Here is a 16,602-nt window from a genome sequence, read left to right on the forward strand (position 1 = left end):
AATCAGAATGACCATCTGATGTTGGCATTGACTGCATTTACCTGAGTATCAGAACCGTATTGCCCCTGATAGCCAAGATCCAAGCTGGTGGATCGCGACAACTTCACGCTCACCCCAATGTCCGCCACCATCAGGTTGTCATCAACCGCAGTACCTTGTGTGATAAACGCGTCACTGCCGGCAAAGGCCATGCGTGATGACGTGGTTTTATCGCCGTAGGCATGCTGCCAACCCAATGAGCCATAAAGGCTGACGTTCTGCGGCAGTTCAACCGTACCGCGCACGCCCAACGTGGAATAGAAGGTATTCATCGTTTCATTACGCACGCTCAGCGCTGCGGCACCGCCACTTTCCTCGAAGTTATCCGTATGCAGACGGATGTAACTCAGATTGACGAAGGGCTCAAGATTCGCGTCCGACTGCCCAAAACGGTAGCCCGCTTCGGTGAACGCCAGCAGCGAGTCAGCATCATAGTCTGCCTTGAGCCGATCCGAGTAATTACCGAAGTTAACGTTGCGTTCATTTTCCAGCCGGTGCCAGGTGTAACCCAACGCGCCACGTAACGAGAAGGCGCCTTGCTGCCCTGCGGCATACAGACCGAGGTGATAATTATCGCTGTCGGACTTGGAGCGGCGGCTATCGACATCATAATCACCGCGGCTATAACCAAAATACCCGCCAACGCGAACACTGCTATCCGCTAATTTATGGTCTGCACCCAGCAGGAAACCGCTGGTGTTGCCATCAAGTTTTCCGACGTTGTCGTTACCGCTGTTTCTTGCCCATGAGCCAAACGTCTGCCCCCACACGCCACTGTTTTCGGCCTGCGCCGGTTGAACCAGCGTCATCGCCAATGGTGGAACAGGCAACGTATCGTTATCAAAAGCGCGCAACATACGCTGATTGAGCACATTGAACAGCATGGTGCTGCCGGCAATCAGGTTAGACTGCATGGAAGGATAGACCTCGCCAGACAGTTGATTGAACGCCTCTCGCGCCTCCGGAGCACTCAATAACAACAGAGAGTTGTACAGGGCCAATGAAGGGCCGCCTTGTGCCAGAGTCGAGAGCGCGCCGGCGGTATTCCACTGATTGCCGGTTTGCGCCACCGTTTGGAAAATGCCGGGCTTGCCGCTGCCTTCTCCCGGATTTTCGCCACCAGGATTCTCACCTCCCGGGTTCTCACCTCCTGGATTTTCTCCGCCGGGATTCTCACCGCCTGGGTTCTCGCCTCCCGGGTTTTCACCGCCCGGATTCTCACCACCACCTTTCTGCGCAATGGTCAGATCCACGGCATTCGCACTGTGGTTGAGCGCCACGTCCAGAAACGCAGATTTTGAGACCGCTTCGGCGAACTGCCCATCGATCCCGCCTTCCGAGGTTAAAATACGGTAGCTTTGGCCGGTCTGATAGCTGGTTTGCGGGTCCAACGCAGTCACCTGCACCTTCGCCTGATCGCTGATAGTGGTTTTACCCGTGACCACCAGCTTGTCACTGCTGCCATCGCCGGCAATATCGACGTCGTAGAAAGATTCACCAATGAAATTCAGATAGCGTTTCAGCGTCAAAGTGCCGATGTTGCCATCACCGGGAGAAATATGGCCACCGGACTGAATTTCCGTCTGACCCAAAGTGCCATTGCCGCCCAAGGTACCGCCGGACTTGATCGATGCAGCACTGCTGTAACCCTGACCATTGTTGACGTCAGAACCGGCTGTCGCATTCAGGATCAACGTCCCGCCATTTTCGGCGCTGAGCGTCTGCACGTCGAAAGGGCTGTCTTCTTTCTGCGTATTGATATCGCTGCCAATGATGATTTTTCCGCCGCGAGCGCTCACGTTAGCCTTGAGTTGAGTCAGATCACCGCTCAGCGTCGTTTGCCCGGCGGTGTTGATAACCTCGCCTTCACCCATCATTTTGTTGCGGAAATCGTAGTTGTCAGAATTGTGATTAAAGTAAACGTAACTACCGAACAACCCACCGCGCAGATTGACGACCGTTTGGGCATCGACAGTCCCCGCACCTCCCGCCGCACCGAGCGTGGGTTCGGTCAAGCCGGTGCCAGTATCCATATTGCCGCGGCTGCCGATGATTAATGCGCCCCTGTTCGAGCCCGATCCTGTGTCACCCAACCGCAGTTCGTTAGCACCGGTGGAAAATACGCCGCCATCAACGACCGACACCACGCCGTTACCATAGTCCCCAACATTGACACTGCTGGCACTGGTAAAACGCGAGCCCTCGCCAGCGATATACAACTCGGCGGTTTTGCGTGAGCCTGAAACGCCGGCAATCTGCGCACTGCCAACATTGACCGCCCCACCGTTCAGCACGTCCATATCGCCGTTGGCGGTGAGCGCCTGAGTGATGTTCCACTGAGAGTTATTGCCGGTCACCGTGGCTTTGGGTCCCAGCTTGTCGGCCTCATCGGGTATGAATCCGCTGTCAATTCTGGCGGCGGCCACGGTGGTCACTACCCCGCCATCCTCAATCAACAGGGTCGAACGCGCGCCCTGCCCGAAACCGATGCCAAGCCTGTCGCTGATAACCCTGGAGCCGGCGCCTTTAACATTCAGATGGCTGTCGTAACCGCCGGTGGTACCGACGATAATTTCTTTCGCACTGGCCAGTGCGCCCTCTTCAACCCGCAATGTTCCCTGCCCGAGATTTAAACTGCCGCGCAGAACATATTGATCGTTGATGGCGCTCAATACCGCGTTCGGTCCTCTGACCGTGACCAGACTTTCATAAATTTTGTCGTCTGAACGGGTGCCAATATTGATGTTATAGGCATTAACCTCGCCATTATCGATCAATAGGTTCCCACTTTGATTGCGGCCAACATAAACATTACCGGCGTAGGCCAAAGATTCTGTAACTTTGGATTCGCCATCAAAAATAGCATCATCGGCCCGGGCTATATCAGCAGGTCCAATCAATATCAGTGGTGCAGAAAACAGTGCGAGGTAAACTTTGGAAAGCGGTTTTCTTACCGCTAAGTGATGCGATATTTTATCTTTCATGTTATCTCCGGCTCAATTATCCTGATGCCATCAAAGTTATTATTTATATGAAAAATTCAATGTATTAGAGGGTGTAGGCTACGTAATGTCGCATGCACAAACTGATTGCCATCGAGACGCCAGCTTATTGCCCCCCAGCGCTAACGTCTCGATACCAAACTTATTGTGACTTCAGGCCAAATATCCCTGTCGGCATCATGTTGGTGGATTATTTATGCGTAACAACTGGGGTACAGCTTGGCGTGCTCAGTGTGGCTGCCGATCCTAAAAACCCTGGCATCATCATCGAGGAGCAGTCGAAGATCCGTCCTTTCTCAGTGGTGGCGCGGTAAGAAAGCTTTTGCCCGCCCAGCGCATCGGGTTGAGCACCATTAACATTGGTCACGGTAATTTCGTCCGATGAACCCAAGCCGAGCATTTTTGCCGTTTCCGCCTGCAGCAAGGGTATTGCCTGATCGGTTTTCAATGTTGAACAGCCGCTTACCAGTAAAGTAACGGCTAAAGCGATAAATGGTTTCTTCATAAATTATCCTTTTCAACCAAACAGATCCAAACACTGAATGGCTCTATGTTTTATCTTATCCAAATCCCCACATAATATATTTCTCTTTCCTAAACGAAAAAACCCTCCTAAAGTAGGGAGGGTCAATAATAAAAATCATCAGAACCATCTGATATGCTTAGGCGAAAGGAGATAGCTTTGGGGCAGGATTATGCACTGGTTGTTGATGACCATCCTTTGGTGGCAAGTGGCATTGCCAATTTCCTTAATACGCATTGTCGATTTAAGCATGTTCATGTGGCAACCAACGAAGAAAATTGTTATCGACACATTCTTGAAAATGGCGCACCGCGTTTAATCGTTATCGATTTTTGGTTATCCGATGGCACGGCATTGAAATTGCTGAAAGAGATAAAACAGCTCTATCCTCAGGTGCGCTTACTGGTGGTCAGTGGTGATGAGAATAATGAAATATGGCAAAAGGTGCGTGATGCAGGCGGTCACGGATTTGTACTTAAGAACGAACCACCTGAATCATTTGAAAAAGCCGTTTCTGTACTAACCGACAATCGACAATGGTTTCCTCTGGATAATTCCATGGATAGCGCCAGTGTCAAAAATAATTTCCATAACTTTAATTTAACACCACGACAAATTGACGTTTTAACCATGATGATGCGCGGCCTGCCTAATAAAAGAATTGCCACACAACTCTCTATTTCCGAACCTACCGTCAAAGAACACATCAGTAATATCTTGAAAAAAATAGGCGTTAACAGCCGGGTGGAGGCGATTACTTTACTTCATGGCAGACAGGCTCCATCAGAATGAAAATAATTCAGTCTTTACAGGATGATGGGATCTCTCCACGAGCGCAAATCCGCCTGCTGGACAATACCTTTCTACGCCTGGTATTTAGCTTCAGCGCAGTGCCTCTTGTCGGCATCCCTTTTGCTATTTGGATTTATTTACTGGGGGAAAACCTGTGGCCCATTACTAGCTGGATAGTCTTGTATCTTTGCTGTGCCGTGGCTATCAGAGTATGGCATCGCAGCTATAAAAATGAAGCCAAGAAAAAAGACGCAGAGGCTATTCTCCGCCGCTGGCTACCGCATATTAATAAAGTCGCTTTCGTTCATGGCTTAGGCATTTCCTCATTATATGTAATCACACCGCAGACCGGGAATTTTGATTTCTTCTTATTATTGAACATCAGCATAGCGGCTATCGTCGCGGCAAATGCAACACATCTGACGCCAATCATTAGCACCTTTACCCTGTTTTTCTTTTCCTGCTGGGGCATGCTGAATATTGGTATCATTTGGCGATTAAACGATGTCATGTTTATTGTATTAATGCTTAATCTGCTTTATGGATTCGCCATCTACCGCCACGCGTTAAGCTCTCATAAATTCTTCATCCAGCAAGCCCGCCTCGAAGAGAACAGCTCCCGCCTTGCAGAGCAATTTAGGCAGGCCAAAGAAGAAGCGGAACAGGCCCTGCTGGATAAAAACCAATTTCTTACCACCGCCAGCCATGATTTACGCCAACCGGTGCATGCCATGGGTTTTTTGATCGAAGCCATCATTCACAAAAACCGCGATACCACGCTCACCCCGCAACTCATGGATCTGCAGCAAAGCGTGCGCTCCGTGCACCTGATGTTTAATTCTTTACTCGATCTCAGCAAGATTGAATCCGGCAACGTCAGCACCGCCACTACCCACGTGGATATTGGAACAGTGCTCGATTCGGTAATTACGCTGTTTCGTGAAGAAGCGAATAGCCGGAAATTATCACTGCGGACCTGGCGGCCAAAGCGACGAATCCTCGTGGTGGGCGATCAATTACTCATCAGGCAATCACTGATTAACCTGATCCAAAATGCGCTGCGTTACACGCCAAAAGGCGGTGTATTGATAGCGATCCGCCCGCAAAGGGGGGAATGCCTGTTCGAGGTATGGGATACCGGCGTTGGTATTGCCGACGAAGAAAAAGGCAAAGTCTTTTCCCCCTATTATCGTCCCGAACTGGCGTGGAAAATTGATAGCGCCGGCCATGGATTGGGGTTGGCGGTCGTGGCACGCTGCGCCAAATTGATGAAGGTGAAATACGGCATGCACTCCGTTGAGGGTAAAGGATCCCGTTTCTGGATGCGCTTTGCCCTGTACACCGGGGAAGACAAAACACCCGAAATCGCAAACACCTACTCAAACACCGTTACCCCTGCTCGCTATGCGCCGCTATACGGTTCCTGCCTGGTCGTGGACGATGATCCGCTGGTGACTTCGGCCTGGTCGAGTTTGATGAGCACCTGGGGCCTGACCGTGCGCTGCGCCGCTTCCGCAAAGGAGGCTTTTGCCATTATCGATGAAGGCTTTCGCCCTTTCGCCGTACTCTGCGATCAACGACTTCGCTCTGGCGAGAGCGGCTTCGATATCTTGAAAGCCCTGTTTGACCGCCTGCCGGATATCAGCGGTGCCATGGTCAGCGGTGAATTTAACTCACCCACTTTGCAACAGGCCGAGCAGGAGGGCTATCTGGTATTAAGAAAACCATTGGAACCTGCAAAACTCTATGTGTTGCTGTCGCAGTGGGCATCCTGTTAGTGAGGAGGCTTTAAACCAGTGAACCCACACCGGAATTCCGTTTCCGTATGGGTCAGATTTCAGGGGAGAAATCCCTTTTAGAACTCAAGCCCGCGCATCAAGCCTTCGAGGTTTCGCTCACCGTCGCGGGTCTGGGCACCCGCCTTAAGCCCACCGCGAATGAGTTTTTCTGCTGCCGGGCGTTCAAACAGCCCTGCCCAGGCTTCGTGTTCGCGATAAAAGCCTTCCCGCAGATCTGGTGCGGGCATCGCCTGCTTGGCTGCTGCGATAACGCCCTCAGGCAATGCTGCGATGTTGTGAGCCAACCGATCGACGAAATCATCGAGCTCGCCTGCGGGCAATGCACGATTAATCCATCCGTAACGTTCCGCCGTAGCCGCATCGATAAGCTCGGCACCAAGCACCACTTCAAGAGCACGACCGCGCGTCATCCGGCTGGTCAGATACTGGGTCGCCCCCCCGCCGGGGGTGATCCCCATCAGCGCTTCACATTGGGCGAGTCCCGCCAGCCCTTCTGCGGCAAACGCCATATCGGCCGCCGCAACAAATTCGGCACCACCGCCGCGTGCCAGCCCGGCCAGCTTGACGATCGTGACCTGTGGCTGCGCGCGTAGAAGCTCACCGAACGCCTGGAACGGATTAAGCCCTTCCGGAGCATCACGTGCAAGCTCATCGAAAGCATGGGGTTCATCAATTAAGGTCATGTCGACATGAGCAATAAAAAAATCGGGATTCGCACTCTGGAATACCAGCACTCGCGTATTCGGGTCGTCACGAACAGAAACAAGAAAGCGGCTAAGTTCCGACATCAAAGACACATCAAGAACATTTACCGGCGGATTATCGATCGTAATCGTCGACACGCCAGCATCATGGGAAATACTCAGCCTGCCGAAATCTGTATCAGTCATGTCAATTTCCTGGGTGGTTTGCGGGACATTGGCACCGGGTTTGGGTGCTGTTCAGCACATGGTATACTTTGCATACCTAGGGTCAATTACGCACTTTAAGCATCCCAGGGATGCTGGAGGATACCGATGAACCAGACCGATCCGATTTACCGCGCTGACTGCCCAAGCAGAATCATTCTCGACCAGATCGCGGATAAATGGTCAATGATGGTGCTGGAAGTGCTTCGCGAGCCACGGCGTTTCAATGCCATCAAGCGTCGCCTTGATGGCGTCACTCAACGCGTGCTTACCCAGACACTGCGCAAGCTTGAGCGCAACGGCATGGTAAAACGCAGAGTTTTAGATGGCCGAGTGCTGGGCGTCGAGTATTCACTGACGCCTCTCGGCGAGTCGTTGCAGGGGCCGTTCTCAATTTTATTTGATTGGACGCTGGGAAATATGGAGTCGATACAGGACAGTCAACGCAGATATGATGAGCAAAACCAACAGGGTGAAAATTGAGGCTGACAGCCTCAATTTCCTGCGCGATGAATGGCTGCGTACATCCAATAATCTCGGGCCTGCCCGCGCACGCGACGGTATTGCCTTATCAAGCCTTCGCGTTGCATGCCCACCCGCTCCAGAACGGCAATGGACAATATATTGCTATCAAGGACAGTAGCCTGCACACGCTGAAGGCCCAGAACAGTGTGCGCCCAATAAATAACGGCACTCGCCGCCTCAGTCGCCAACCCCCGACCGCAGTGGCGCGGGTCAAGATCGTAGGCAATTTCAGCCCGGCCATGCTCGCGGGATATTTCGTTCAACCCCACCGTGCCGAGCAAACCGTCACTCGAATCTACAATGGCCCAACGAAGAGAATCTCTGCCTTCGGCATAGTCAGCAGCTGAGTTGGTAGTTTAAAAAAAAACCAATCAATAAATAATCCCTAGATTATTATATTGTGCAACCCAGTTACATCGCGTGGTTTTGTCTGCTTACCTTCAAAATCAACTTCACAAATATGAATACCAGCACTATTTAAGACTTCAAACCTCCCATGAGTTATGTCAGTTGAAATATATAATTCATTAGTTTGATTATAGTATATATCACGTATTACCGAACCTGATCTATTTCTCTGTGAAATCTCGTGAGAATATTGATACTCACAACACTCTGCCACCAACTTTGCCATGGCACGAATGTTTTGAATCTTTAGGTTGGGATTTTGAATTTCCTCCAAATATTTATCATAAATAATTTTAGGTATCAGTTTTTTAACTGAAACTCCGTGACAAAGATAACTTTCTATCTTTTCATTTTTCGATATAAAAATCTTAATAATATCTTTCCATTTATTTATTCCATCAATGAAATTATTAAAACTTAGTGATGGGCAATTTGGAAAGCATGATTCAACAGTGTCATTAATTAAACTAACGGAATTATTTTCCCATTGAATGTTACTATATACGGAAAGGATTATTTTTTCAGGTGGTTCCGTTCCTAAATAAGTTTCAAATGCATTAAAAAAATCATTACTAGACTGATGAAAATAACTTTTAGGATATTCACCAAGGTAACAAGTACTATTAGCCAATACTGTTATTAACAATGTTCTGAGTTCACTATCTGAAATTGAACTTAATGCTTGCTTAAATGTAATATTTTCCTCTACAAGAAACTCTGGGGTATTACACGGAACACAAAGTAAAAACTTCTGTTCAATTGAATTTAGAAATGCAAGAGACTGTTTAAGAGAGTTCTGATTGAGCAAGATACTCTCTAATGATATTATGGATAAAGTGTTAAGATATATCATAATAATTTAAATAATGAGTTTTGCCATTCATCGAAAAACCCCGTAGGCGCACTTTTTATTTTACCGTCACTACAAAGCTCCACGGTACTTATTTTTGTACAAAGCGATTGATTTGATAATTCCCCTTTTAATTCTTTATCAAAATAATATGTTAAAACATTTTCATTTTTTATCTTACCTTCTTTTATGGCTAATCTTATTCCATTAAAGAAATGATCACTGTGTGTTTCTATTATTAATTGAACGCCAGCACTTGCAGCAATAGCACATAAATAGCCAAGCTTAGTTTGTCCTGTAGGATGTATATGTGCCTCAGGATTTTCAATAAGTAAAATATCTTTTTCTTTTGAGGATAAGATCAGAGTAATTACCGGGAGGCAGTAACTTATACCAAACCCAAAGTTTTTTGGGCTTACACTATCAAATAATGTAGAACTATAATATACCGCAGACATGCTTGAGCTTCTAGTTTTCGGGTTAGAATCAAACTCTAAGTTTATTCCAGTTGAAATTTCCTTCATCCATTCATTTATATTAGTTAGAAGTGAACTTTCAAGACCTTCGACATTTTTTGCATTTTTGTGAATTAATGATTTTATTGTTATTTTTTTATTTCTATTTTCGTGAATGAAAGAAACCGTATTCTCTCCATTCTTTCCTAGGTCAGGTAGATAATTATCTATTTTATATGAAAACTCCGCCCCTATCCTTTCAGCACATAAATACTTCATCCGTTTAGTTAGTGAGTTTAGCGTGTGTTTTTTTCCACTAAAAACTATTGGTGCATGATCTTTCTTTAGACAATTTTCAGGGTTATCTATTGAGACTGATAATATTTCTTTTTCATCCAGACTAAAATTCACTTCAATTTTGTTATCAACATAAAATTGATGCAATATATCACTAACCGCCCCCAACTCTACATAACTCCCGTTGAGTATTAATGTTTTTTTTGTAGGTGTTAGTTGCTTTAAAATTAATATACTTTGCAGCAAAGTCGATTTTCCGGAGCTATTTACTCCCGTTATCAAATTCAAAGATGAGAGCTTGATACTTTCACTTTGAATTGATTTGAAATTAATTATTGATACATTATTAATCATTTATATCCCCCTAAATATTTCCGATGCTTTCTCTAATCGGTAAATAACATTATCCTGCCTACTTGTTGCATTGCTTATTGATTTTTTAAAACGTTCATTTTGCAGACAATTAGTGTACGATTCTTGTATTGCTTTTTTAGTGTAATTCTGAATATTATTCTTTTTACTATTATTAACTTTTGATGCAGCATAGATTAATGAGTCAAAAAGCCCTTTATTAAAGACACTACGGCTGCTAGATTTATTTTTAAAACAATCTGGACCTAGTATATTTAAGCAAAACTCAAAATCAACTTTAAATTGCCTATATATTATATCTAGATCATGAGCATTAAGATTGCTTAAAGCCTTAATTGAAAGATCTAAGAATAATTTAAGATTACTTCCTTGCGGATACCTTGCATAACCAAAACAGGAAAATGAAATTGCTCGCAATACCGTCTCCTGAGCATCCATTCGAGTATCATTTATGTTAACATTGTTTTTAAAAACAACATCCGATGTTGCTTTTTTTAACAAGGTTATTATCCCACCTTGATAAAGAGCATGTCTAACCTCCTGATCTTTAAGCTTTAAATTTGTCGTATTTATCCTTTCAAATATTCTATATTTTATTTCGAAAGGCGTATTTGGATAAACAAGATGCAATTGTAACTGGCTTGCTTTGAAGTTCCTGATCAAATGCCTAGGTATTTCATCAAAACATTTACCATTTAATTCAGTATAAAAATCAAGACCGCATAACTTCAACATATTATTATTTAAATCGCCAAAACAAAACTTCCGCAGTGCAGATAGTCTTTGCAAGCCATCAATAACTTCCCAATAAATTTTTTCCGAATTATTTTCCAAATGAATTATATTGAAATAGAATGGTGGTATAGGTAATTTAAGAAACATCGATTCAATAAACTTACTCATACGCTCATCATCCCACAAATCCGATGATCTTTGAAACTCAGTGTTTAGATTTATTTCTTTATATTGAAGCATTTCAATAATTTGGTCACAACTATAGTTCTCTTGCTTGACATTAATGTCTGCAGGATTAAAGGTTAGCAGAGACTCCTGCTCTGCTTTCTCATATAGGTCAAGATAGTTCATAAGATCACCTTTTATAATTAACAATTAGTGTATCAGCAAATTTAAAACTTAACAATATAGTTAATCGCGTACGAAAAAAATTAAAAATAAAAAGCATCAATTAACATTAAATATTAACAGAAGAGCATTGGATTAGAAATCACTTAACCTACAGACCATTTAAATACCGGAAAACACATCATTTAGTGCCTGCCTTACCATATATAAGCAGCGTACCATCTCGTAATTCTTCTGCAAGAAATAAATCCAAAACAATGCCCATCATAACCATTCTACTAAATATTATAGTCTATCGAAAACCATGTGGAATTTTTCGATAATTGTAGTATTCTAGATAAGAATGCGCCTTTCAATTTAAAATTATATATCTTCCAGTAATAGCGATGTACGACAATTAACTTTCAACTGAAAGTTCAGATATTTTTCCTGACACTGTCAATAGATACAGACAAATGTAAAACATATCACACTAACTCGTATAGAATACACTCATAGAAAAAACGATGTGACAGTAATTTTGTGTATACGCAAGCATTGAAAGAATGATTATTTACAGATTAAAGACTAATTTTCTCTTCAACATTTCCACCACTATGCAACCCGTTCATATTGAAAATCTGAAACTCATAAAGCGTCGCTCACAATTATAAAAACATTAATTATTTTAACCCTGTAAAGACTTTCTATAAATATCATGATAGCAACTGCTAAATATAGTATAGGTTAGAGTAATACCTAAATTATCATAAAGTCGAGGGTTGGACGATGCAAAAAAATGCCACAATAAAGACAAAAAAAAGCCCGCTTTTACGCGGACTTGGTTATGTTCTTTGCTAGTTGCTGTCGAACGTCAAATCATTCCCACTCAATGGTAGCCGGTGGCTTGCCACTGATGTCATAAACTACGCGGGAAATGCCATTCACTTCGTTGATGATGCGGTTGGAGACGCGGCCGAGGAAATCGTACGGCAGGTGCGCCCAATGCGCGGTCATAAAGTCGATGGTTTCCACTGCGCGCAGTGAAACAACCCAGTCGTATTTACGGCCATCGCCCATCACGCCAACCGAACGGACCGGCAGGAATACGGTGAATGCCTGGCTGACCTTGTTGTACAGATCGGCCTTGTGCAGCTCTTCGATGAAGATGGCATCGGCGCGACGCAGCAGGTCGCAATACTCTTTCTTCACTTCACCCAGCACGCGCACGCCCAGACCTGGCCCCGGGAACGGGTGACGGAACAGCATGTCGTACGGCAGGCCCAGTTCCAGACCAATTTTGCGCACTTCGTCTTTGAACAGCTCTTTCAGCGGTTCGACCAGACCCAGCTTCATCTCTTTCGGCAGGCCACCCACGTTGTGGTGCGACTTGATCACGTGCGCTTTGCCGGTGGCAGAAGCTGCGGATTCGATCACGTCCGGGTAGATGGTGCCCTGCGCCAGCCATTTAACTTCAGATTGCTTGCAGGCTTCTTCGTCGAACAGCTCAACGAACACGCGACCAATGATCTTGCGCTTGGCTTCTGGCTCGTCAACACCGGCCAGTGCGCTCAGGAAGCGATCTTCTGCCGCCACGTGAACAATGTTCAGGCCGAAGTGGTCGCCAAACATTTCCAGTACCTGGTCGGCTTCGTTCAGGCGCAACAGGCCGTTGTCGACAAACACGCAGGTCAGGCGTTCGCCGATGGCGCGATGCAGCAGCATGGCGGTAACGGAAGAGTCTACGCCGCCGGACAGGCCGAGGATCACGTGATCTTCACCCACCTGCTGGCGAATACGTTCAACCGCATCTTCAATGATGGTGGCCGGGGTCCACAGGGCTTCACACTGGCAGATATCCAGTACGAAACGCTCCAGCATGCGCTGGCCCTGACGGGTGTGGGTCACTTCCGGGTGGAACTGCACGCCGTAGAAGCGTTTTTCTTCGTTGGCCATAATGGCAAACGGACAGGTATCGGTGCTGGCAACGGTCACGAAGTCAGCCGGGATAGCGGTGACTTTGTCGCCGTGGCTCATCCACACGTCCAGCAGCGGTTTGCCAGCCGGGCTCAGGGCGTCTTCAATGTCGCGCACCAATGCGCTTTCGGTGGTGATTTCCACCTGGGCATAACCGAATTCACGCTCGTTGGAACCTTCTACCTGGCCACCCAACTGCATCGCCATGGTCTGCATGCCGTAGCATACGCCCAGCACCGGGACACCGGCGGTGAACACGTATTCTGGCGCGCGCGGGCTGTTGGCTTCGGTGGTGCTTTCCGGGCCGCCGGACAGGATGATGCCGCTTGGATTGAATTCGCGGATTTGCTCTTCGCTAACGTCCCAGGCCCACAGCTCACAGTAAACGCCGATTTCGCGCACGCGGCGTGCTACCAGTTGAGTATATTGCGAACCAAAATCCAGAATAAGGATGCGATGCTTATGGATATTTTTTGTCATGTGAGGCGAATTCCAGCAACAGAGAAAAAGAGCGAAAATAGTGTTTTCGGGGTGAAGCGTTACGCCCCACCCCGGCTTCCCCCGCAGGAGAAGTTAAAGCATTAACCCATGCGGTAGTTCGGTGACTCTTTGGTGATGGTCACGTCATGCACGTGGCTTTCCTGAATGCCGGCGCCGCTGATGCGCACAAATTCAGCCTTGGTGCGCAGTTCGTCGATGGTGGCGCAACCGGTCAGGCCCATGCAAGAGCGCAGGCCGCCCATTTGCTGGTGAACGATCGCTTTCAGCATGCCCTTGTAAGCCACGCGGCCTTCGATACCTTCCGGCACCAGTTTGTCGGCGGCGTTATCGGTTTGGAAGTAACGGTCGGAAGAGCCTTTGGACATCGCGCCCAGAGAACCCATACCGCGATAGGATTTGAACGAACGGCCCTGATACAGCTCGATTTCACCCGGAGATTCTTCGGTACCTGCAAGCATGGAGCCGACCATCACACAGGCTGCACCTGCCGCGATAGCTTTGGCGATGTCGCCGGAGAAACGGATGCCGCCGTCGGCGATAACCGGGATACCGGTACCTTCCAGCGCTTCAACCGCGTCAGCGATAGCGGTGATCTGCGGTACGCCTACGCCGGTAACGATACGGGTGGTACAGATGGAGCCAGGACCGATACCCACTTTCACTGCGCTAACGCCGGCATCAGCCAGTGCTTTGGCGCCTGAAGCGGTCGCGACGTTACCGCCAACGATCTGCAGGTCCGGGTATTTGGCGCGGGTTTCGCGAATGCGCTGCAATACGCCTTCGGAATGGCCATGTGAGGAGTCAATCAGCAGGACGTCAACACCGGCAGCGACCAGCGCATCAACGCGCTCTTCGTTACCTGCACCGGCGCCAACGGCAGCACCTACGCGCAGACGGCCGTGCTCGTCTTTACAAGCGTTTGGCTTGCGTTCCGCTTTTTGGAAGTCTTTTACGGTGATCATGCCCAGCAGATGGAACTGATCGTCGACCACCAGCGCTTTCTCAACGCGTTTTTCGTGCATTTTCTGCAGCACGACTTCACGCGCTTCACCTTCTTTCACCGTAACCAGGCGCTCTTTCGGCGTCATCACGGCGGTAACAGGCTGGTTCAGATCGGTAACGAAGCGAACGTCACGGCCGGTAATAATACCAACCAGTTCGTTTTCTTCGGTCACTACCGGGTAGCCGGCAAAGCCGTTACGCGCGGTCAGTTCTTTCACTTCTTTCAGGGTGGTGGTCGGTGTCACGGCCTGTGGATCGGTGACCACGCCGCTTTCATGTTTTTTCACGCGGCGGACTTCTTCAGCCTGACGCTCGATGGACATGTTTTTGTGGATGAAGCCCAAACCGCCTTCCTGCGCCAACGCGATAGCCAGATTGGCTTCGGTGACGGTATCCATAGCTGCGGACAGCATAGGGATGTTCAGGTGGATAGTTTTGGTCAATTGGGTGCCGAGCTCAGCGGTATTAGGCAGAACCGTAGAGTGAGCTGGAACCAGGAGAACGTCGTCGAATGTCAGTGCTTCTTTTGCGATACGTAGCATGGGCAATATCTCACCAGAGTGGGCTGTGAAAAAGATAAAATATTGCCGCGGCATTATACAGAGCGTAATCGGTTGCCTCCAGCACTTTCTCACAAAAACTCTTGATTACCTTTTTCAGCCATGTAGTATCGACCAATTAAGTGCTTGTTTTGAAATTTGATCTGGGTCACATGTCGCTACCTGTTTCGCCGTCTATTTTTACCGTAAGCCGCCTGAATCAGACGGTTCGACAGCTGCTGGAAATGGAAATGGGCCAGATTTGGCTCTCCGCAGAGATTTCCAACTTCTCCCAACCCTCTTCCGGCCACTGGTATTTCACGCTGAAAGACGATCGTGCGCAGGTCCGTTGCGCGATGTTCCGCAACACCAACCGCCGCACCACTTTCCGTCCGCAGAATGGCCAACAGGTTCTGGTTCGCGCCAGCATTACGCTGTATGAACCGCGCGGCGACTACCAACTGATTGCCGAAAGCATGCAACCTGCCGGTGACGGCCTGTTGCAACAGCAGTTCGACCAGTTGAAACAACGCCTGAGCGCCGAAGGCCTGTTCGACCAACAGTTCAAGCAACCCTTGCCCAGCCCGGCCAAACGCGTCGGGGTCATTACCTCTGCCAGCGGTGCGGCGCTGCACGATGTGTTGCAGGTACTGCAACGGCGTGATCCTTCACTGCCTATCGTTATCTATCCCACTTCGGTGCAGGGCGCAGAAGCGCCATTGCAGATTGTGCGCGCCATCGAAACGGCTAACCGCCGGGACGAGTGTGACGTGCTGATCGTCGGCCGTGGCGGGGGCTCGCTGGAAGACCTGTGGAGCTTCAACGATGAACGCGTAGCGCGGGCGATATTCGCCAGCCGCATTCCGATCGTCAGCGCCGTCGGCCATGAAACCGACGTCACCATTGCCGACTTTGTCGCCGATCTGCGGGCGCCAACCCCTTCCGCCGCTGCCGAACTGGTCAGTCGCAATCAGCTGGAGCTGCTGCGTCAGTTGCAGTCCCAGCAACAGCGGATGGAAATGGCGATGGATTACTATCTGGCGCAGCGCCAGCAACAGTTCACCCGCATCAACCACCGTTTGCAGCAACAGCATCCGCACCTGCGCCTGGCGCGTCAGCAGACGCTGTTGTTCAAACTGCAACGGCGGTTGGAAGATGGCATGCAGAACCAACTGCGTGTGTCTTCACGTCGCAGCGAGCGGGCGCAACAGCGTCTGGCGCAGATGCAGCCGCAGGCACGCATTCATCGCTACCAGCAACGTGTGCAACAGCAGGAATACCGATTGCAACAGGCGCTGGAACGTCAGCTCAACGCCTGGCGTCAGCGCTTTGGCGTCGCCTGTAGCCAGCTCGAAGCGGTCAGCCCGCTGGCAACGCTGGCGCGCGGCTACAGCGTGACGCAAACCCCGCGCGGCGAACTGCTGAAAACCACCAAGCAGGCTCAGGTCGGTGAACTGCTGAAAACCCGTCTGCAGGATGGCTGGGTGGAAAGCGAGGTGAAAACCATCACCGTCGCCAAAAAGCCGCGCAAAAAACGCGCGGCTGAATAAC

The 16,602-nt window shown here is 48.5% G+C and carries 13 protein-coding genes; 4 read left to right on the forward strand and 9 right to left on the reverse strand.

Annotation, left to right across the window (positions count from 1 at the left end):
• Window positions 1-2 precede the first annotated feature (2 nt).
• Together NHG65_RS19615 and NHG65_RS19620 are read right to left on the reverse strand one after the other, a co-directional pair.
• Window positions 3-3,023 (reverse strand): autotransporter outer membrane beta-barrel domain-containing protein, encoded by a 3,021-nt coding sequence (locus NHG65_RS19615; protein ID WP_499182569.1) that lies wholly within the window; start codon window positions 3,021-3,023, stop codon window positions 3-5.
• A gap of 208 nt (window positions 3,024-3,231) precedes the next feature.
• Window positions 3,232-3,546, reverse strand: a complete 315-nt coding sequence (locus NHG65_RS19620; protein ID WP_499182570.1) for a putative periplasmic lipoprotein — start codon at window positions 3,544-3,546, stop codon at window positions 3,232-3,234.
• Window positions 3,547-3,723: 177 nt separating this feature from the next.
• Here NHG65_RS19620 and NHG65_RS19625 point away from each other — a divergent pair, with 177 nt between their 5' ends.
• Window positions 3,724-4,356, forward strand: coding sequence for a LuxR C-terminal-related transcriptional regulator (locus tag NHG65_RS19625; protein ID WP_499182571.1), 633 nt, complete (start codon window positions 3,724-3,726; stop codon window positions 4,354-4,356).
• Complete coding sequence (locus NHG65_RS19630) at window positions 4,353-6,134, forward strand: hybrid sensor histidine kinase/response regulator (protein WP_499182572.1); 1,782 nt, start codon at window positions 4,353-4,355, stop codon at window positions 6,132-6,134. The genes NHG65_RS19625 and NHG65_RS19630 overlap by 4 nt, the downstream gene beginning before the upstream one ends.
• A gap of 77 nt (window positions 6,135-6,211) precedes the next feature.
• Here the strand turns inward: NHG65_RS19630 and NHG65_RS19635 are convergent, their stop codons facing one another.
• Window positions 6,212-7,045, reverse strand: coding sequence for an enoyl-CoA hydratase/isomerase family protein (locus tag NHG65_RS19635; RefSeq protein ID WP_499182573.1), 834 nt, complete (start codon window positions 7,043-7,045; stop codon window positions 6,212-6,214).
• 126 nt (window positions 7,046-7,171) lie between these two features.
• Between NHG65_RS19635 and NHG65_RS19640 the strand changes: the two genes are divergently transcribed.
• Window positions 7,172-7,546 (forward strand): winged helix-turn-helix transcriptional regulator, encoded by a 375-nt coding sequence (locus NHG65_RS19640; RefSeq protein ID WP_261259000.1) that lies wholly within the window; start codon window positions 7,172-7,174, stop codon window positions 7,544-7,546.
• An 11-nt stretch (window positions 7,547-7,557) separates the two neighbouring features.
• On the opposite strand, the gene NHG65_RS19645 is transcribed toward NHG65_RS19640, so the two are convergent.
• From NHG65_RS19645 to guaB, 6 genes are all read right to left on the reverse strand, one after another.
• A complete protein-coding gene (locus tag NHG65_RS19645) occupies window positions 7,558-7,857 on the reverse strand; it encodes a GNAT family N-acetyltransferase (RefSeq protein WP_499183498.1) in 300 nt (99 codons plus the stop codon).
• Between the two features lie 116 nt (window positions 7,858-7,973).
• The gene (locus tag NHG65_RS19650; RefSeq protein ID WP_499182574.1) at window positions 7,974-8,804 is read right to left on the reverse strand and encodes a hypothetical protein; all 831 of its coding nucleotides are present in this window, start codon (window positions 8,802-8,804) and stop codon (window positions 7,974-7,976) included.
• Between the two features lie 41 nt (window positions 8,805-8,845).
• Window positions 8,846-9,952, reverse strand: coding sequence for a DUF3696 domain-containing protein (locus NHG65_RS19655; RefSeq protein WP_499182575.1), 1,107 nt, complete (start codon window positions 9,950-9,952; stop codon window positions 8,846-8,848).
• Entirely contained in the window at window positions 9,953-11,056 is a 1,104-nt protein-coding gene (locus NHG65_RS19660) for a DUF262 domain-containing protein (protein ID WP_499182576.1), read from the reverse strand.
• A gap of 855 nt (window positions 11,057-11,911) precedes the next feature.
• Window positions 11,912-13,489, reverse strand: coding sequence for a glutamine-hydrolyzing GMP synthase (gene guaA / locus NHG65_RS19665; protein WP_099062654.1), 1,578 nt, complete (start codon window positions 13,487-13,489; stop codon window positions 11,912-11,914).
• A gap of 101 nt (window positions 13,490-13,590) precedes the next feature.
• Window positions 13,591-15,054, reverse strand: a complete 1,464-nt coding sequence (gene guaB / locus NHG65_RS19670; protein WP_085118229.1) for an IMP dehydrogenase — start codon at window positions 15,052-15,054, stop codon at window positions 13,591-13,593.
• Between the two features lie 170 nt (window positions 15,055-15,224).
• On the opposite strand from guaB, the gene xseA reads away from it, so the two are divergent.
• Window positions 15,225-16,601, forward strand: coding sequence for an exodeoxyribonuclease VII large subunit (gene xseA / locus NHG65_RS19675; protein WP_207979606.1), 1,377 nt, complete (start codon window positions 15,225-15,227; stop codon window positions 16,599-16,601).
• The last annotated feature ends 1 nt before the right edge of the window (window position 16,602 follow it).

The sequence above is a fragment of the Serratia myotis genome, assembly GCF_027474885.1.
Classification (GTDB): domain Bacteria; phylum Pseudomonadota; class Gammaproteobacteria; order Enterobacterales; family Enterobacteriaceae; genus Serratia; species Serratia proteamaculans.